This is a genomic window from Staphylococcus sp. FSL W8-0774, from assembly GCF_038006785.1.
Lineage (GTDB): Bacteria > Bacillota > Bacilli > Staphylococcales > Staphylococcaceae > Staphylococcus > Staphylococcus pasteuri.
This window is the reverse complement of the sequence record NZ_JBBOVW010000001.1, coordinates 1,381,112-1,398,936: the sequence shown is the minus strand read 5'-3', so window position 1 is coordinate 1,398,936 and position 17,825 is coordinate 1,381,112. Positions and strand designations below refer to the sequence as shown.

Below are 17,825 nucleotides of genomic sequence, written 5' to 3'. Positions count from 1 at the left end.
CAACTGAAGGAGCGAAATTATGGTACAACATTTATCAGCCCAAGAAATAATTCAATATATTAGTGATGCAAAAAAATCAACACCATTAAAAGTTTATGTTAACGGTAATTTTGACAATGTAACTTTCCCTGAATCGTTTAAAGTATTTGGTTCAGATAATTCTAAAGTGATTTTTGTAGAAGCAGACGAATGGAAACCATTCTATGAACAACATCAAGGTCAATTTGAAGATGTTGAGATTGAAATGGACCGTCGTAATTCTGCGATTCCTTTAAAAGATTTAACTAATACGAATGCTAGAATTGAACCCGGTGCATTTATTCGTGAACAAGCGATTATTGAAGATGGTGCTGTCGTAATGATGGGCGCTACGATTAATATCGGTGCAGTTGTTGGCGAAGGTACTATGGTAGATATGAATGCAACTTTAGGTGGTCGTGCTACTACAGGTAAAAATGTACATGTTGGTGCAGGTGCAGTATTAGCAGGTGTTATTGAACCACCTAGCGCATCACCAGTTGTCATCGAAGATAATGTTTTAATCGGAGCAAATGCAGTTATTTTAGAAGGTGTACGTGTTGGTGAAGGTGCAATTGTTGCAGCTGGCGCTATTGTGACACAAGATGTTCCTGCAGGTGCAGTTGTTGCAGGTACACCTGCTAAAGTGATTAAACAGACTTCTGAAGTTGAAGATTCTAAACGTGAGATTATGTCTGCATTAAGAAAATTAAACGATTAATATATCGTAAATGAAAGTAAGTTGAAACGAAGACGTGGTTGAGCAGTTTAAGTTTAAAGGAGTAAATGATTAACTTCTAGAGAACAGATAGCTCCCCACCCTTTCGTTTCGACTTTTTATTATCATTAAATATGATAACGTCATTAGGGGATTTTTAGAGAAAGGAATGATTTTGATGAATGAATTAGAATTTGTAACTACTCATAGAAGACATTTACATCAACATCCTGAATTAAGTTTACATGAATACGAAACAACTGAATATATTACTCAATTTTTAAATGACTTAGGTGTGACATTTGAAAGACCGCTAGAAACAGGTGCTATCGCCTATTTAGAAGGTAATAGTAATCATACGATTGCTTATAGAGCAGATATTGATGCTTTACCGATATTCGAAGAAAATGATGTAGACTATCGAAGTCAAAATGACAATGTGATGCATGCTTGTGGACACGATGGTCATACAACTGCCCTTATGTTGTTTGTACAACGTTGTAAAGCAATGGCTGATAAAGGAACTCTTCCACATAATGTTGTATTTATTTTCCAACCTGCTGAAGAAACTGGTGGAGGCGCGCATCGTCTTATTAATGCAAATGCCTTTGAACAATACCCAATTGAAGCAGTATTTGGTGTTCATGTGAATCCATTCTCAGATGAAGGCACAGTAGTTATTAGAGATGAAGAAATCACAGCTAGTGCAACTGAATATCGCTTTTATTTAAAAGGTTTATCTAGTCATGTTGCTGATAAAGAACAAGGATATTCATGTGGTGAAGCATTACAACATGTGTTAAACCAAGTTGCTCAAATTCAACAATATCATTTAAATGGTTTAAAACGTAATATCGTACATATGGGACATTTTGAAGCTGGTGAAGCGATTAATACAGTACCAAGTCATGGTTATCTAGAAGGTACTATTCGTACATACGATGTTGATGATTTAACTATTGTTAAAAATCAAATGCAAAAAATAGCTGACAGTGTGAAACTACTATTTAATGTGGATTGTGAAGTGAAATTTGAAGAAGGATACCCTGCTACAATTAATAATCCTAAATTACGCAAACCTGTAGAGCAAGCGCTTAAAGATGCTCACTTAGAAGTCATTGAAAAACCAACGCCATTTTTATTTGGCGAAGACTTTAGTTTCTATGGTCAATTATTAGCACCAGCTTATTTTGTGTTTGTAGGTACACGAAATAAAGATAAAGGCTATGTAACAGGATTACATACATCTCATTTAAATTTTGATGAAAAAGTATTAATTGATGTAGCTAACTATTATGAACATTTATTACTAAATTACAAAGAGGTGTAACCATTGACAGCAATTTGGTCAGTCGATTCAGACGCTTTTTTAGAAAATGCAAAGAAAGTAAAAAATCAACAACCTATTATGGCTGTTGTTAAAAATAATGCCTATCATTATGGTTTAGAATTTGCAGTAAAGCAATTTTTAAAAGCAGGAATTGATACATTCAGTACGACTTCGTTAAAAGAAGCTGTAAGAGTACGTGAATTAGCGCCTAATGCTACAGTATTTCTTATGAATGCAGTGTATGATTTTGATAATGTTCGTGAAAATGAAATTCATATGACGTTACCTTCTTTAAAATATTATTATGAACATAAGAATGACTTGCATGGTATTCATGTGCATTTAGAATTTGAAAATTTGTTACATCGTTCTGGTTTTAAAACATTAGACGAAATACAAGAAGTATTACAAGATCACCAACAAAATTCAAATCAAGATAAAATGATTATTTCTGGTTTATGGACTCATTTTGGTTATGCAGATGAATTCGGTGTACCTGAATATGACCATGAACGTGCAGCATGGCTAGAAGTATTGAACACTTTATTAGATGAAGGTCATCATTTTGATTTAATCCATGCTCAAAACAGTGCAAGTTATTATCGTGAAGGTCAAGTCGTTCTTCCCCATCATACACATGCAAGAGTTGGTATCGCATTATATGGTTCACGCCCATATAGTAGTTTAGATGAAGAAGTGATTCAACAATCACTAACAGTGAAAGCCAATGTTATACAAGTGCGTGATGTTCAGCAAGGCGATTATTGTGGTTATAGTTGGGCATTTGAAACTCAAAATGATAATACGAAACTTGCAGTAGTAGATGTTGGTTATGGTGATGGTATTTTAAGAACGAGAGCACAACATGAAGCACTTATTAATGGAAAACGCTACCCTATTCGTACATTAATGATGAGTCATATGTTTGTGGAAGTTGACGATAACGTACATGCACAAGACCAAGTTGTATTATATAATGAAGATATGCGCATAGACGAATACACATTTAAGGGTGTGGGAGCAAATTCAGAACAACTTAGCGCAATGAATCATGATTCTCTTATAAAGGAGTATAGATAAATATGACAGTAGAATATAACGAGTACGGCGAATTAACATTAGGAGGTACAAGTCTTAAAACAGTGGCTCAAAGTTTTGGTACCCGTACCATTGTTTATGATGAAGATCAAATTCGTAATCAAATGCGTCGTTATCATCAAGCATTTCAACAAAGCGGGTTAAAATATAATATTTCATATGCTTCTAAAGCATTTACATGTATACAAATGGTTAAACTTGTTCAAGAAGAAGATTTACATTTAGATGTAGTGTCTGAAGGAGAATTATATACAGCACTTGAAGCAGGTTTTGATCCAAGTCGAATCCACTTCCATGGTAACAACAAAACGAAACATGAAATTAGATATGCTTTAGAAAATAACATTGGCTATTTTGTTATAGATTCTTTAGAAGAAATTGATTTAATTGATCGCTATGCTAATGATACTGTACAAGTAGTATTAAGAGTCAATCCTGGTGTAGAAGCACATACACATGAATTTATCCAAACAGGTCAAGAAGATAGTAAATTTGGCCTTTCAATCCGTTATGGATTAGCTAATGAAGCGGTAGATAAAATTAAACAAACTAAACACCTTCATTTAAAAGGTATTCACTTCCATATTGGTTCACAAATCGAAGGTACTGAAGCAATGATTGAAACAGCTAAAATTGTGTTGAATTGGTTAAATGACAACAATATTGATATTGAATTGCTTAACCTCGGTGGCGGATTTGGAATTAAATATGTTGAAGGCGATGTTAGCTTCCCTATTGAAACTGGTATTGCTGAAATTACAGATGCCATTAAAGAAGAAGTTAACAAGTTAAATATGGATACACCTGAAATAGGCATCGAACCAGGACGTTCAATTGTTGGTGAAGCTGGTATAACACTATATGAAGTAGGAACAACAAAAGTTATTCCTGGAGTCAATAAATATGTATCTATTGATGGTGGTATGAGTGATCATATTAGAACATCGTTATATGATGCCGAGTATCAAGCGTTACTCGTTAATCGTCATGAAGAAGCGGATGATACTATGACAATTGCAGGTAAATTGTGCGAATCGGGAGATATTATTATTAAAAATGCTAAGCTTCCAAGTTCAGTACAACGTGGAGATTACTTAGCGATATTATCAACTGGTGCTTATCACTATTCTATGGCTTCAAATTATAACCAAATGCAAAAGCCATCAGTGTTCTTTATTAAAGATGGCAAAGCACGTGAAGTCATTAAACGTCAATCATTAAGACAATTGATTATTAATGATACAAAATAGTTAAAAAATAAGGTTCAATATAAGACAACCAATTAATGATTGTCTTGTATTGAACCTTTAATTTTGTATTAATACTGTAATTTTTTAAATAATGTACGAGCGATGACGTAAAAAATAATAATGTAGAGCAATGTTAGCCCTATCATCATACCTAACTGAAAATTAAAATTTTGAACATGTTCTAGTTTTATAAAAGATACTGGTAGAACTTTAAATTTAGGTAGCATTTCTACGATTTTAGTTAATATGTATCCAATTACCATAATCATAATTGTATAAGCTGAATTAAATTTAATTGATGATAAAATTCCTAAAAATAACAAAATAATAATCGTACTGAAAATACCTACTAATGATAATATAAAGCTTTTATTCACTAATGTATCATTTAAGAATAATGAGTGTGAAGAATAGTCGTGTTTATTAACAAAGAATAGATATACGATAATGCTAGAAATGATTAATATTATTCGTGAGATAATAACTAATAATAAAATAGATAAAAATTTATAGTTAAATATCTTATCCCTATTTTGATCTTTAAATAAGATTAAGCGGCCTGATTTAATATCATCATACCTATTAATACAATGGGTAATAAAAATTTAAGTTCTGTATCAGAAATAGCAATCAGTAATTCTGCAAACGAGACACTATTTTTTTCAGTTGATGATAATGAAACAAAATCACTATGTGTTAGTTCTGCTATAAAAATAAGTAATGGATATAAACTGATTAATAATAAGACCCAAAATGACTTTAACTTTACTGTAAATTTAAAAATTTCGTTTAACATTGTTTAATCCCCTAACTATTTAAATAATGATATATAATCTGCTTCAATATTTTTGATGTTGAGTAAAGTATTATCATTACCTATGTAATTTTGAATTAATTTCAGATTATCTTCTTGGTCAATAATTTCTATAGTATTGCCATCTATATGCGTAATAAAATCAAATTGTTGTTTGATTGATTGCATATCTTTTATTGGATTTGTATATGTAAGTAATTGTCGATTTTCAAATTGTGTAGATTTTAATTCTTTGATTTCACCATTGTTAAGGAACAAATAACGATTACATATTTGTTTTAATTCATTAATCTGATGACTAGAAATTAAAAATATAGATTGATATTTTGCAGCATATTGTTGTAAAAGTTGAATTAATTGATCAATACCTACTGGATCTAAACCAACAAACGGTTCATCTAGAACTGCTATTTTAGGTTCTGTAATTAAGCACATTGCTAAACATAGTCTTTGCTTCATACCAAATGAATAGTCTTTAACCTTCTTTTTATTGTCTTCTAAAGCAACAAAAGTTAAAATATCACTTATTTTATCGAGATATTGATTTTGATTGTTTACTTTTAAATAAAATTCTAAATTTTGACGCGCGCTATAATTAGGAAAATATACTTGATTAATCATAAAACCAAAGTCAGTAAGTATATTTTCATTTATATGTATATCTTGGTTATTGTATGAAATAGTCCCTTCAGAAGGTCGTTGCATTTTAGCAATTAATTTCATTAGAGTGGTTTTACCCGAACCATTTTTACCAATTAAACCAATAATATCGCCATTATTCATATCAAAATTAATATTATTTAAGATAGTTGTAGAACCATAAGTTTTTTTAATATTCTGTAATTTTAGCATTTAAAACCCCTCCTTTTTTTGATAAGTATTAATAAAAATAAAACGGAAGTCATAAATAAAAATATAAAAATTAATTGAGGTATAGCTATCATATTCTCATCAATAGAAATTTCAAATTGATCATTCGTTTTTTTAGAATTTAAAATATAAGAATCATAATTAGGTAAATTCATTATATAAAGACTGTATAAGATATAACATAATAAATTAAACAGACTATTTGTAATCATAAATTGATAGTGTTTGTTACAGTAAAAAATAAAAACACCCGTAATAATAGTAGGAATTAAAAGCGTTAATATTGATGCAAGGTAAACATTAATATTGAATTGAAAATAACACATTATCCCGTAAAATATTGAAATTAAAATAAAAGTAGAAAAATAATATTTCATTAATTCACCCCAAATAAGTTAATAGTAAATTATAAATCCAATGTGTAATTATACTAAAACTTAAATTTATATTATAACGAATAAAATATAATATTATACTGCTTGGAAACCTATTAATCAAATTAATTAAAAAAGGTTCATTTAGATGTAATAAAAAAGCAAATAAAATTGAACCAATTATCGATATAAGTACTATATTAAATTCCTTACTAAGTATTTTGTATATTATATGTCTAAATAAATATTCCTCTCCAATAGCTACACATAGGAAATAAAATGTTATTAAATAGTCTTTAGTAATAAATGACATAAAAATAAAACATAAAAATATTAACAGACATTTGTTCACATTAATAGATAAACCTTCAACACTATTTAACTTAAAAAGTTTAATAAAAAGAATTGGTATTATTATAAAACTTATTATAAATGATAGTAGTGTACATAGTTGAAGTACAAATTCATTTTTTATTAATATAGAAAAAATGCCTATGGAAATACTTAATGAAGCAGAGGAAAATATTACTAATAAAATAGAGAATAAGATGATTTTTATCTTATTCTCTAAAGTAGGTGTATTAATTACCATTTAACACGTCTGCCTCTATAGCCAATATGAAAGCGTCCAATTGATACATGTAATAATTTGAATAAACTTTCCATTTTAATCCCTCCCTTTAGTTGTTATAATTATTGTATAATATTTATATAAAATTGTCTACATTATTATTCTTTAATATACTTCTATTCCTCAAATAAAAAACGGTTAGTGACCCTATGATCACTAACAGCTAATTTTATATAAAAACTCCAATAAAAAACACCTTACATCTTGGTAAGGTGTTAGTTAATAAAGTCAATTTTTACAATCTATTTATTATAGTTTTACAACGTTCGCAGCTTGTGGTCCGCGGTCGCCTTCAACTACTTCAAATTCAACTGATTGACCTTCTTCTAATGATTTGTAACCATCTTGGTTAATTGCTGAGAAATGTACGAATACGTCGTTTTCTCCTTCAACTTCGATGAAGCCGAATCCTTTTTCAGCGTTAAACCATTTAACTGTACCTTGTTTCATAATCTGAAACCTCCAAGACTAAAATTCATTCAATATGCGTTATTCGCATATTACAAAAAATACATGGTCTAATTAGTCATAACGATAATAGCAAATACTTTTTGCAATATGGAATAAAACTATTGCTTAATTAATATTATAGTTTAAAAATAGCAAAATTGCAATACAATTATAGGAAATTATCATTTAAACTATTTTTGGAAGATTATAATATACTTCATTATTTTTTAAAACAATAAAACTATAAAATATTTGTAAATCTTCATCACAATCTTCGCAGAAATTTAAATCACAATTATTGTAAAATGCGTACATATTATATTTTCCCATTACACAGTTATCATAATAGGCTTGGCAAGCTTTAATTAAATCTTGATATTCTTCTAACATCTCATCATATGATGAAAACTCAGATTGCTTTACGATTTTTTCTGGCCAATCTTCAAATAACCACCAACCCTCGTAGTCAGCTCTAATTTTTGCAACTGTCCACATATGTATCCCCTTCTTTGTATAATTCTATATGTTAATTTTAACTTGTTGTATAACAAAATCAAGTTTGAAGACTCATACTTTTGGCCGATACGTAGTGTAGTTATTATTAGTTTTTTTAACGTTTTATCCTTATAATGATATTAAGAGGTGATTATGGTGGAACGCAAACATATACAAGTATTCGGCACAGTTCAAGGTGTCGGTTTTAGATTTTATACACAGAAAATAGCAAATCAACATGATATTAAAGGAACAGTACAAAATGTTGATGATTATGTAGATATATATGCACAAGGAGATACAGAAAGTTTAGATCAATTTATTAATAGTGTTGTTTCAGGTGCTTCTCCTGCCTCAAATGTAACCAATTATGATATTGAAACACTTGATGTTGATGAATCATTGAAAGATTTTAAAACGATTTAAACTAATTTAAAAAGGAAGATGGCAGTTGAGATATAATATTTCAAGAATATTTGGAATGATGGTAGGTATTCCTGTAGCGATTATTGCTTGGATGATTAGTATCTTTGGATTAGATCTGTCATTTATCATAGATGCTGTTATTGGTTTGGGTGGGTTTATAGTGTCATACTTCCCTACCCAACGGCTAACATCACGGAAGTATTTAAATGAAATAGGTTTAACTAGAAGAGAATATAGATATGTTAGAGGTCAATTGAATCAAGCGCAGGCTAAAATTCGAATGATTTTAAAATCATTTATTAATATTCGATCTATTAAAGACTTCAGACAAGTAAATGATATCTATAGAATATCTCGCTCTATTTATATGAGTGTGAAACAACGTCCAGGTATGTTTTTTAAAGTAGAAGGATTTTTCTATTCACATATAGATAATGCTTTGAATTTAGTGGATTCGTATACTAGATTAACGAAAATGCCTAAGAAATCACATGAAGAAAAGCAAAAGTTAGAACAAACGCGTATTACTCTTGATGAGGTTAAACGCACATTAGTAGCAGACTTAAAACAATTAAATGAAGAAGATTATGAACGATTAGATGTTGAAATGGAATTAAACAAATTAGAGCAACAACGTAGACAAAAATAATATAGAAAGGAGCATTAATGGCTATGTCAAATGAACTAGAACGTGAGGCCTCACATCCTCTTGATCAGTATATTAATAATCAAACTGGGCAATCAAATACAGTTGTCGAAGATTTTGAACATCAATTTACTGAGAAAGACCAACAAAAAATCAATCAAATTAGCGAGCAAATTAAACCGCTAGATCATGATGGCTTATTATCATTTGGTACTAATTTACAACAAAATATGTCTCAATTCTCTCATCAAATGTTAGATGATGTTCAATCTAAAGACATGGGACCTGTCGGTGACTCATTAAATCAATTGATGAGTAAGTTAAAATCAGTTAATCCAAATGATTTAGACCCAAGCAAACAATCTAAATTAAAACGTATCTTTAGAAGAACTCAAGCCTCAATTAATGAAATATTTTCCAAAATGCAATCTGTTAGTTCTCAAATTGATCGTATAACAATTCAATTGGAAAAGCATAAAGGTAATTTAACAAAAGATATCGATTTATTAGATGGATTATATGACCAAAACAAACAATATTTTGATGAAGTAACGTTATATATTGCAGCTGCTCAACGTAAAAAACAAGAGATACGACAAACAACGATTCCCAATTTACAACATAAAGCAGAACAATCAGGTAATCAAATGGATATACAAGCAGTTGCAGATATGGAACAATTTGTGGATAGATTAGAAAAAAGAATTTATGATTTACAACTCTCAAGACAAATTGCAATACAAACTGCCCCACAAATTCGTATGATTCAAAATGTTAATCAGGCCTTAGCTGAAAAAATTCAAAGTTCGATTTTAACAAGTATTCCACTTTGGAAAAATCAAATGGCTATTGCCCTAACGCTCATGCGACAAAGAAATGCAGTATCTGCTCAACGCGCAGTCACTGATACTACTAATGATCTACTAACTCAAAATGCCGCGATGTTAAAACAAAATGCTATTGAAACAGCCACAGAAAATGAACGTGGTGTTGTAGATATTGAAACATTAAAACAAACTCAAAGTGATATTATTGATACAATCGAGCAAACATTGCAAATTCAGCATGATGGTCGACAAAAACGACAAGCTGCCGAAAAAGAACTATCAGGCTTAGAAAATGATTTAAAACAACATCTATTATCAATGAGAAAAGAATAGCACAAAGCAAGATAAATAAAGAAGCCAGTAAAATGAGTCATTTTAAAACTCATTTTACTGGCTATTTTTCTATGATTTATTCTTTTTGATAGACGATAGGTTGTTGTTTAATAAATGCACCGATAATATATGCAATAATTGTTGTAATAACAGCAATTGGGAACCATTCTAATGAATAATCTTTTAACCAAAGATAATCCATAAAGTTAAGTTTTAACCACCCTTGTGTGTGAATTACACTTAAAATCGATACGATTGCAACTACTATAACAGTAATTTGTTGTGTAATTGGCTTTGTTGGAATAAATCTAGCTAATAATATTAATAAAACTACTGTAATCGCTACTGGATAGATGACACTAAGAACGGGTTGTGACATCGTAATCACTGCATTTAAACCTTGATTAGCAATAATAAAGCTAACAATTGTAAAGAACACAACATATGTCTTATAAGATATTTTAGGAATAATTCGATGGAAATATTCACTAACAGCTACAATTAATCCACATGCCGTTGTTAAGCAAGCTAATGCAACAATAATACCTAATAAATACTTACCAAATGTTCCGAAACCTGTTGATGCCATAGTAGTTAATAAATATGTACCTACATTTTGGTCTTTCGCGGCTAATGCTTTTAATTTTGCATCTGAGACATCGATATGATTTCCGATAAATCCAAGTGATATATAAATAAAAACTAATGCTACAGCTGCTATTAATCCAGCAATTAACGTTTGTTTGAAAATTTTATCTGCGTGATTAACACCAGTGGCTTTTATCGCATTAACTACAATCATAGAAAATGCTATTGCAGCAATAGCATCCATAGTTAAGTAACCTTGTGTAAAGCCTTGTGAAAAACTACCGATATTATTGTTAAACAGTTCTGTTTTCCCATGACTTGAAGAATGACTACTAAAATCAATAAACCCTTTAATAATCATAGCTAATATAGTAATTAATAATAAAGGTGTTAATAATGAACCTATACGATCAACCATTTTATTAGGATTGATACATAAATATAATACGATAATGAAATATATTAACGTAAAAATAAATAATGTTAGATTACCATGTGAATGTGCAATTGGAGTTATTGTCATCTCAAATGATGTTGATGCCGTACGAGGTATGGCAAACAAAGGTCCAATAGTTAAGTAAATAACAATTAAAAAAATAATTGAAAATATAGGTGAAATTTTATTAAATGCGCCAATATAACCTTGTTTATCAAGTGCACCAACCACGACGCCAAGTAAAGGCAATCCTATCCCAGTTAATGCAAAAGCGAGAATCGCAGGCCAGAAAAAGTGTCCACTATCTAAACCTAAATTCGTTGGGAAGATTAAATTACCTGCACCAAAGAACATAGCAAATAGCATGAACCCTACAATCCATGTATTCTTATTCATAATGCTGCTCCTTTATAATTAAATATGCAACATTAAATATTCTAGCATAAATATAATTTGTAAGTCTATATAATTTCAGAAAATTTAAACACTTACTTCATTTAAATTTCATAATTAGACAAATTTTTAAAAAGATTTAAGTAAGAGTTTTTTCAATAATGGAGATAATAAACTAGGAAGATGTTCTACACCTTCAACAAATATAGAATACTGACCATAGATATTATGAATCGTTTGTTCTATATCTTCTGTTATTGGCTCCTGACTTAAAAATACATTAAAGACTTCAATACCGTATTTTCTTGCATTTTCCACTGCTTCATAAGTATCTATAATACCATCTTGACTGTAATTATATGCAGAAGGTTCCCCATCTGAAAAGACAATTAAAAATCGTTGGTTATGACTGCGTCGAATCAGTCTATCGCTAGCAACGCGTATGGCTACACCATCACGATTATCATCTTGTGGTTCTAGTGCCATAATACGAGGACCATCTTTTTTCATTGTAGAATAGTCATAATGAATGATTTCATCAAAAATATTGGGTTGCTTAGAATCATCAGAGTCGAAAGCATCCTCATTAAATGCAAGTATCTCATGTTTAACATTTAATTCTCGTAATGTTTCATGGAAAAGTACAACGCCTTTTATCGTTTCATCCATTTTGTCATGCATGCTTGCAGAAGCATCAATTAATAAAGTGAACGTTGCATCAAACGATTGACTTAAGTCCTGTTTTTTATAAAATAATTTGTATTGATCATCTATAAACCAATTAATTAAGTCTTTTTGTAGTCGACCTTTAGTTAAATTATGACGTTCATCTTGATGTTCTCTTTCGATTGTCTTTTTAATAATTTTTATTAAATCTTTAATTTCAAATTGAACATCATGTTTGACGTCTTCATATAATTGAAGATATTCAGGTAAAATATCAGGGACTTTCCACTCAATTTCGACATTTTGATTGATACCTTCTAATGCGAATGCACTATTTTGTCCAATAAACCCGCCTTCTTCACGGTCTAATGTATTTTGTGACCCTTTCCCTTTTTTGGTCATCATGTCTGTCATATCATCAGACGAGTCGCCTTCTCTAGCAGTATCATTATCTGCCATAACATCACTATTTTCACCTTCATGAAGTTCCATTTCTAAATAAGCGCCACCTTCAGATTGACTGTCTGCAGATTTAGTTTCAGCTTCTGCCGTAACTGCATCAGTATCTTCTTGCGTTTGATCGTGGCCATCAGTATTTGCTGCATCTGTACGTTTCAAATCTTCGAATGTTTCAGCTTGAATATCTTCGTATAAATTTTTAGGAATATAATAATATTCGTTTAACATATCTTCTTTTAGTAAGTCGTCAACTTGATATAATATACGTTCTGCTAAATACATATTGTCTTCTGAAGATTTGTTTTGGAAAAAATTAGGTAAATATTGATACATATTTACTAATACATCATCGAATTTAGGGTGAATTGATGGAACATCATAGAAATTTTGCTTTATAAAAGCGTGTTCTAAATATAAAAATAATAAGTCTGTATATAGTGTTTTTGTTTTGTATACATTAATTTGTGATTCAGTAAATGTGAGTCTAGTTTTCAAGCGTAAATCAATATATTTTGCTGTGCTTGGTCGCATAGTTTTGATTTCATTAAAAATACGCATATCTTCCAATAATTTGAATAATTGTTGGAAAAATTTAGGATGATTAAATTCATCGTTATGAAGTACTTCATTAGTAATATCTACATCCATCATATAATATCCATAAGCAGCTAACATAACATCCGTTTTTAGACCTGCTTCTTCAACGGGTTTTGAGCGATGAGACCAAAACCAACTAGTAATTAATGTATTGTTAAATGGATTATAAAAAGGGAATTTTTGAATTTTGACTTGCGTTTGTTCATTTTTTAAAAGTAAACGTGCTAAGTCTTGCAACATCATAACTTGTTTAGCATCTAATTGTTCATCGTTAAATTTTATGAAACGGTCGCTCATAATAATCCCTCTCTAAAAGTTAAGTTCTATTGCGTTAATAATTGCTTGTTGTTCTCTTTCATCTTCAAGTTTATCGATGATTGTACGTTTGATGGCACGTTCAATTGGCATTACTGTAATTAAATCACTTAAGTCAATGAGGGCACGAATACTTGCTGCTTCTTCAGAGATTTGACCTTGTTTTGACATTATGCGTAGATCTTCATTGAACTTAATAATTTGTTTGATGATGGCATCATCTTGTAAACGACTTTGCTCTTTAATAACGTTGCTAAGAATGTCTCCATCAATATAATCAACTTGGATAACTACGAAACGGTTTTTAAGTGCTTCGTTCATCGGTAATGTACCGACATAGCCTTCATTAATTGCTGCAATAACGTTGAATCCAGGTTTAGCTTGAATCACTTCACCTGTAAATGGATTCGTAATTCGACGACGATAGTCTAATACACCATTAAGAATTGGTAATGTTTCAGGTTTAGCCATGTTAATTTCATCAATATATAGAATATGGCCTTCTTTCATTGCTTTGATTACTGGTCCATCTATAAATACTATTTCTTGATGACCTTGTTCGTTAGTTTTAATTGTTTTAAAGCCTAATAAACTTTCAGCATCTAAATCAACTGAACAGTTAACTTGATACATTGGTGTATCTACAACTTCACTTAATGTTTCGGCAAGTTTAGTTTTACCAGAACCTGTAGGCCCTTTTAATAATATATTTTTATTTAAATCAAATAGTGCTTTCGCATCGTTAAATACGGAAACATCTGAGTTTTTATATTGTGATTGTGCCATTATTTGCATGCTCCTTTTTAATATGAAAAAGACTAAGACATGTGGGTTGTACTTTCCAATTGTCTTAGTCTTGTTGACTATTGTTTTATCTACTTTTAGTAAAGTTAACTTTAAAATATTAGGAAATTAAACTTCTTTAAAGTATGTTTTATAATAGCCACCAACTAAACCAGAATTATCAATGATTTGATAATATTCTTCTGTTTCATTTATTACATCATATTGCTTACCAACAGTTAACATATCAGATACAGTAAATTTTTTAGCATCTGTATTCGTAACCTCAACTTTTTTAATTGGTGTGCGTTCTTTCCACGTTTCATGTAACATCTATTGTTCCCTACCTTTATGAATATTTAAATTATTTATCTAGTGTGTATATAAAAGAAATACCACTATTTTCCGTGATTCTTAATGATTCGGAATCATCTTGTTGTAATGTTTGATATGGAATGCCAATTTCTTTTAAAGTTTGTTTAGCATTTTCAAAATCAGCTTTACTATTTGTTGAAAATTCAACCTGTTCTATCATTTCATTTTCTTGATTAGTAATTTCGTTCTCTGCTTCATACAAATGAAGCTCGCCTCCAAGTCCACCTTCACCTATTTTAAATACTTGAATGGCTTGAGTAGCTTCTTCAGAAGGAAGATATTCAGCAAATATATGTAAACCAAATACTTTATTAAGAATTGAAGCTGTAATAGATAATTCATTCACTTTAAGAATAACAGGTCCTAAACCTTGAATTTGATGTAATGGATTTACAGTACTTTCAAATGATGGCATACCTAAAGGGACACCTGTATTATGTTCGTTAGAATAGATATCAAACAATTGTTGGTTATGATCCTCAAAGTTAAAATGCATATTACCATTGAGTTCAGTAATTGAGCTAAAAGATATTTGATGTTGATTTAATATATCTTGATATTCATCCAAACCAGAATCTGACGGTGTTCTTAATCCTACACTATCTATATGTGAATTTTGATAGTCATTGTTTGGAACTTCAACAAAATGTATACGTGTTCCTGGATTTAAATCAGCATCGCCAAATCTTAATGCGTTGTCGCCTTTCTCAGATGAATTTAAACCTAATATATTTTCGAATAATTCTTTCGTTTTAGATAAGTCACTTGTACCTAACGTGACGCTTCTAATTCCGCTCATCTACTGACACCCCTAATCATTTATCTTTACTCTATTATTATAACGTATTTTAACCATGATTTATATGATGAACTCTATTAGAAAATAACTTGAAACGTGTATAAAATTCAAAATATTCACCAAGTGTAAAGTTGTTTGTAATTAATTTTTCATATTTGAACAAAAATTCATTTTGGTATTATCGAGAAAGTATATTAAAATGTAAATATAGAGATTAGTGAAGGAGGCATATCATATGTCCAGTATGTGGATTATATTTGCAATTACTGTATTAATTGCTGTTTATTCAGGTATACAAGTTTTTACAAATTTACAAAATAAACAAAAACCAAGTTTTAAATATTTTCTAATTGCTTTTGTTGTGTTTCTTATTTTAGCAATTATTGAAGTCTTCATGCTTTATTAAAATATAATTATAAAACGTCCTAATCTTTGAATGATGTTAATAGCGACATAGTAAGCTATGCTTTTAACAGTTAAATTCAAACAGTATTAGGACGTTCTTTTATAGATACTCGGTTTTAGAGAAAATATAATAAAGTAAGGTAGAGCTTAAAATAATATATATCACAAACCATATATTTAATAATAAAAAATCAGTTGATAAAATTTCAGTTAAGGATAGTTGATAATATTGTATAACATCACCAATTGGTGGGATTATCCATAAAATGAATTTTGATATTGGATAATGTTGAATTACTGTTTGTCTTAATATTGATAATAAAACAATCAATATTAAAAGTAACCAACTATATCTTTTTGATAATATGTTTTGAGTATTAATAACGGCTCCAATGATCATTCCTATAATTATGACAAGTATATGTAGATAAAGACCTAAAAATAATTTGGATATTGTTAGATGTTCAGAAAAACTGTGCAATATTATTGGATATATTATAGAAAACAAAATCAGTGGAATCATAATAATAAAACTGAATATCAATTTGTTAGTTAGATACTTTAATTTAGATTGATTTTGAATAAATAGTAATTGTCTTTCAGTATTTGACTCTAATTTAAAATTATTAATAGTTAACCAAGCGGCAACTGGTAACAATATGATAGTGGCTGAAGCGTATGCTGAAAGTACAGGTTGCCCACTATATACATATAACAGAATAATCCAAACGATAAATAATGCATAAGGAGGAATATAGGTATAAGATCGTATCAATTTCTTAAATTGATAATTGAACATTGTCATTAAATGTCACTCTCCTCTTTTACCTTTTTAATTGGAAAGCCAGCTTTGATTAATTCCAAAAGTATTGCATTCATTTGTTTATCTTCAATTTTAATATTGAAAATATCATCTTTATCATTTTCTAGTGTTGTTAATTTGAATTGTTGAGCGATTTCACTATAGAATTGCTTGAATTTTAATTCATCACTTGCTTGAACAGTTATAATTTTATAATGATATTGTTTGTCACTAAGCTTTGTTAATTGATTGGTCTCGATATTGTAAATATGAGTGATAATATTGTTATGAATATGCGCTTCGTGTGAAGTTAAAATAATTGTTGCAGTATGTTTTAATTTATTCAATATATGAATTAAATAGTTTAGAGAACTATCATCTAGTCCATTAAAAGGCTCATCTAAAATGTATACATCTGCTTCCGCTAATAAACATTGTAATATATTAACCTTTTGTTGAGTTCCCTTTGAACAATCTTTAATTTTTTGATTTAAAAATGGAGTTAATTGAAATTTATCTAATGCAGTATTAAGAAATGAGTCATTTTTGTTTAAGTTATATGTATGAATCAGATATTTAATATATTCAGCTATCGTTAAATTAAGATAAGGAGGAAATGCATCTGGAACATAACTCACAGTACCATTAACATTAATTGATCCAGTTGAAGGTTTTAAAAGTTGGGCAATCATTTTCAAAGTAATACTTTTGCCTGTTCCATTATGTCCTTGTATAAGCGTAATCGTATGTTGAGGGATAGACATAGATATCCCCTTTATTATTTCTTTATGATTTATCGTTTTATATATTTTATCCGCAACAATAGCATCTGTATTCATCATTTTCACCTTATCATTCATTACTTAATTTCATTATTAAAATCATATTATCATTCAACATTTAAAAGTGATATACAACTATAGTATT

The 17,825-nt window shown here is 29.7% G+C and carries 22 protein-coding genes; 8 read left to right on the top strand and 14 right to left on the bottom strand.

The window, feature by feature from the left end; genetic code table 11:
* Positions 1-19 precede the first annotated feature (19 nt).
* The 4 genes from dapD (at position 20) to lysA (ending at position 4,414) form a co-directional block, all read left to right on the top strand.
* Positions 20-739: a 2,3,4,5-tetrahydropyridine-2,6-dicarboxylate N-acetyltransferase gene (gene dapD, locus NSQ15_RS06795; protein ID WP_217193898.1), complete on the top strand. Its 720-nt coding sequence runs from the start codon at positions 20-22 to the stop codon at positions 737-739.
* A gap of 175 nt (positions 740-914) precedes the next feature.
* On the top strand, positions 915-2,066 hold the full coding sequence (locus tag NSQ15_RS06790) for an amidohydrolase (RefSeq protein WP_070451197.1): 1,152 nt from the start codon (positions 915-917) through the stop codon (positions 2,064-2,066).
* A gap of 3 nt (positions 2,067-2,069) precedes the next feature.
* On the top strand, positions 2,070-3,146 hold the full coding sequence (locus NSQ15_RS06785) for an alanine racemase (protein ID WP_340747044.1): 1,077 nt from the start codon (positions 2,070-2,072) through the stop codon (positions 3,144-3,146).
* A gap of 2 nt (positions 3,147-3,148) precedes the next feature.
* Positions 3,149-4,414, top strand: a complete 1,266-nt coding sequence (gene lysA, locus NSQ15_RS06780) for a diaminopimelate decarboxylase (RefSeq protein WP_070451193.1) — start codon at positions 3,149-3,151, stop codon at positions 4,412-4,414.
* A gap of 68 nt (positions 4,415-4,482) precedes the next feature.
* Here lysA and NSQ15_RS06775 read toward each other — a convergent pair whose 3' ends face one another.
* The 7 genes from NSQ15_RS06775 to msaA form a co-directional block, all read right to left on the bottom strand.
* Complete coding sequence (locus NSQ15_RS06775; protein ID WP_340747043.1) at positions 4,483-4,791, bottom strand: hypothetical protein; 309 nt, start codon at positions 4,789-4,791, stop codon at positions 4,483-4,485.
* Positions 4,792-4,964: 173 nt separating this feature from the next.
* Positions 4,965-5,210, bottom strand: a complete 246-nt coding sequence (locus tag NSQ15_RS06770) for a hypothetical protein (RefSeq protein WP_340747042.1) — start codon at positions 5,208-5,210, stop codon at positions 4,965-4,967.
* A gap of 15 nt (positions 5,211-5,225) precedes the next feature.
* Complete coding sequence (locus NSQ15_RS06765) at positions 5,226-6,080, bottom strand: ABC transporter ATP-binding protein (RefSeq protein ID WP_124760152.1); 855 nt, start codon at positions 6,078-6,080, stop codon at positions 5,226-5,228.
* The gene (locus NSQ15_RS12515; protein ID WP_046466669.1) at positions 6,074-6,475 is read right to left on the bottom strand and encodes an Msa family membrane protein; all 402 of its coding nucleotides are present in this window, start codon (positions 6,473-6,475) and stop codon (positions 6,074-6,076) included. The genes NSQ15_RS06765 and NSQ15_RS12515 overlap by 7 nt, the downstream gene beginning before the upstream one ends.
* A gap of 4 nt (positions 6,476-6,479) precedes the next feature.
* Positions 6,480-6,785, bottom strand: a complete 306-nt coding sequence (locus tag NSQ15_RS12510) for a CPBP family intramembrane glutamic endopeptidase (RefSeq protein WP_186803558.1) — start codon at positions 6,783-6,785, stop codon at positions 6,480-6,482.
* A 567-nt stretch (positions 6,786-7,352) separates the two neighbouring features.
* Positions 7,353-7,553, bottom strand: a complete 201-nt coding sequence (gene cspA, locus NSQ15_RS06760; protein WP_002433901.1) for a cold shock protein CspA — start codon at positions 7,551-7,553, stop codon at positions 7,353-7,355.
* A gap of 186 nt (positions 7,554-7,739) precedes the next feature.
* On the bottom strand, positions 7,740-8,048 hold the full coding sequence (gene msaA / locus NSQ15_RS06755) for a regulatory protein MsaA (RefSeq protein ID WP_017636529.1): 309 nt from the start codon (positions 8,046-8,048) through the stop codon (positions 7,740-7,742).
* Between the two features lie 156 nt (positions 8,049-8,204).
* On the opposite strand from msaA, the gene NSQ15_RS06750 reads away from it, so the two are divergent.
* The 3 genes from NSQ15_RS06750 to NSQ15_RS06740 are packed head-to-tail and all read left to right on the top strand — an operon-like array spanning position 8,205 to position 10,280.
* A complete protein-coding gene (locus tag NSQ15_RS06750) occupies positions 8,205-8,474 on the top strand; it encodes an acylphosphatase (protein WP_026083438.1) in 270 nt (89 codons plus the stop codon).
* A gap of 25 nt (positions 8,475-8,499) precedes the next feature.
* Complete coding sequence (locus tag NSQ15_RS06745; protein WP_017636527.1) at positions 8,500-9,123, top strand: 5-bromo-4-chloroindolyl phosphate hydrolysis family protein; 624 nt, start codon at positions 8,500-8,502, stop codon at positions 9,121-9,123.
* Positions 9,124-9,146: 23 nt separating this feature from the next.
* Complete coding sequence (locus NSQ15_RS06740) at positions 9,147-10,280, top strand: toxic anion resistance protein (protein WP_070451425.1); 1,134 nt, start codon at positions 9,147-9,149, stop codon at positions 10,278-10,280.
* Between the two features lie 76 nt (positions 10,281-10,356).
* On the opposite strand, the gene brnQ3 is transcribed toward NSQ15_RS06740, so the two are convergent.
* From brnQ3 to NSQ15_RS06715, 5 genes are all read right to left on the bottom strand, one after another.
* Complete coding sequence (gene brnQ3 / locus NSQ15_RS06735) at positions 10,357-11,700, bottom strand: branched-chain amino acid-like transporter carrier protein BrnQ3 (RefSeq protein ID WP_017636525.1); 1,344 nt, start codon at positions 11,698-11,700, stop codon at positions 10,357-10,359.
* Positions 11,701-11,826: 126 nt separating this feature from the next.
* On the bottom strand, positions 11,827-13,716 hold the full coding sequence (locus tag NSQ15_RS06730) for a vWA domain-containing protein (RefSeq protein ID WP_070451185.1): 1,890 nt from the start codon (positions 13,714-13,716) through the stop codon (positions 11,827-11,829).
* A gap of 12 nt (positions 13,717-13,728) precedes the next feature.
* The gene (locus NSQ15_RS06725) at positions 13,729-14,520 is read right to left on the bottom strand and encodes an ATP-binding protein (RefSeq protein WP_070451183.1); all 792 of its coding nucleotides are present in this window, start codon (positions 14,518-14,520) and stop codon (positions 13,729-13,731) included.
* Between the two features lie 126 nt (positions 14,521-14,646).
* Positions 14,647-14,850 carry a DUF6501 family protein gene (locus NSQ15_RS06720; protein WP_002451189.1) on the bottom strand — a complete coding sequence of 68 codons (204 nt, stop codon included), beginning with the start codon at positions 14,848-14,850 and terminating at the stop codon, positions 14,647-14,649.
* Positions 14,851-14,881: 31 nt separating this feature from the next.
* Positions 14,882-15,691 carry a VOC family protein gene (locus NSQ15_RS06715; protein ID WP_070451179.1) on the bottom strand — a complete coding sequence of 270 codons (810 nt, stop codon included), beginning with the start codon at positions 15,689-15,691 and terminating at the stop codon, positions 14,882-14,884.
* A gap of 235 nt (positions 15,692-15,926) precedes the next feature.
* On the opposite strand from NSQ15_RS06715, the gene NSQ15_RS06710 reads away from it, so the two are divergent.
* The gene (locus NSQ15_RS06710) at positions 15,927-16,097 is read left to right on the top strand and encodes a hypothetical protein (RefSeq protein ID WP_029055356.1); all 171 of its coding nucleotides are present in this window, start codon (positions 15,927-15,929) and stop codon (positions 16,095-16,097) included.
* Between the two features lie 99 nt (positions 16,098-16,196).
* On the opposite strand, the gene NSQ15_RS06705 is transcribed toward NSQ15_RS06710, so the two are convergent.
* A complete protein-coding gene (locus tag NSQ15_RS06705) occupies positions 16,197-16,901 on the bottom strand; it encodes a hypothetical protein (RefSeq protein WP_046466675.1) in 705 nt (234 codons plus the stop codon).
* Positions 16,901-17,737: an ATP-binding cassette domain-containing protein gene (locus NSQ15_RS06700; protein WP_046466676.1), complete on the bottom strand. Its 837-nt coding sequence runs from the start codon at positions 17,735-17,737 to the stop codon at positions 16,901-16,903. The genes NSQ15_RS06705 and NSQ15_RS06700 overlap by 1 nt, the downstream gene beginning before the upstream one ends.
* Positions 17,738-17,825 lie beyond the last annotated feature (88 nt).

Coding starts and splice junctions, on each gene's coding strand:
- NSQ15_RS06765 (WP_124760152.1), bottom strand. CDS start 6,080: ATGCTAAAATTACAGAATATTAAAAAAACTTATGGTTCTACAACTATC.
- msaA (WP_017636529.1), bottom strand. CDS start 8,048: ATGTGGACAGTTGCAAAAATTAGAGCTGACTACGAGGGTTGGTGGTTA.
- lysA (WP_070451193.1), top strand. CDS start 3,149: ATGACAGTAGAATATAACGAGTACGGCGAATTAACATTAGGAGGTACA.
- NSQ15_RS06730 (WP_070451185.1), bottom strand. CDS start 13,716: ATGAGCGACCGTTTCATAAAATTTAACGATGAACAATTAGATGCTAAA.
- NSQ15_RS06710 (WP_029055356.1), top strand. CDS start 15,927: ATGTCCAGTATGTGGATTATATTTGCAATTACTGTATTAATTGCTGTT.
- NSQ15_RS06770 (WP_340747042.1), bottom strand. CDS start 5,210: ATGTTAAACGAAATTTTTAAATTTACAGTAAAGTTAAAGTCATTTTGG.
- NSQ15_RS06700 (WP_046466676.1), bottom strand. CDS start 17,737: ATGAATACAGATGCTATTGTTGCGGATAAAATATATAAAACGATAAAT.
- dapD (WP_217193898.1), top strand. CDS start 20: ATGGTACAACATTTATCAGCCCAAGAAATAATTCAATATATTAGTGAT.
- NSQ15_RS06725 (WP_070451183.1), bottom strand. CDS start 14,520: ATGGCACAATCACAATATAAAAACTCAGATGTTTCCGTATTTAACGAT.
- NSQ15_RS12515 (WP_046466669.1), bottom strand. CDS start 6,475: ATGAAATATTATTTTTCTACTTTTATTTTAATTTCAATATTTTACGGG.
- NSQ15_RS06705 (WP_046466675.1), bottom strand. CDS start 16,901: ATGACAATGTTCAATTATCAATTTAAGAAATTGATACGATCTTATACC.
- NSQ15_RS06720 (WP_002451189.1), bottom strand. CDS start 14,850: ATGTTACATGAAACGTGGAAAGAACGCACACCAATTAAAAAAGTTGAG.
- NSQ15_RS12510 (WP_186803558.1), bottom strand. CDS start 6,785: ATGTCATTTATTACTAAAGACTATTTAATAACATTTTATTTCCTATGT.
- NSQ15_RS06790 (WP_070451197.1), top strand. CDS start 915: ATGAATGAATTAGAATTTGTAACTACTCATAGAAGACATTTACATCAA.
- NSQ15_RS06715 (WP_070451179.1), bottom strand. CDS start 15,691: ATGAGCGGAATTAGAAGCGTCACGTTAGGTACAAGTGACTTATCTAAA.
- brnQ3 (WP_017636525.1), bottom strand. CDS start 11,700: ATGAATAAGAATACATGGATTGTAGGGTTCATGCTATTTGCTATGTTC.
- NSQ15_RS06740 (WP_070451425.1), top strand. CDS start 9,147: ATGTCAAATGAACTAGAACGTGAGGCCTCACATCCTCTTGATCAGTAT.
- cspA (WP_002433901.1), bottom strand. CDS start 7,553: ATGAAACAAGGTACAGTTAAATGGTTTAACGCTGAAAAAGGATTCGGC.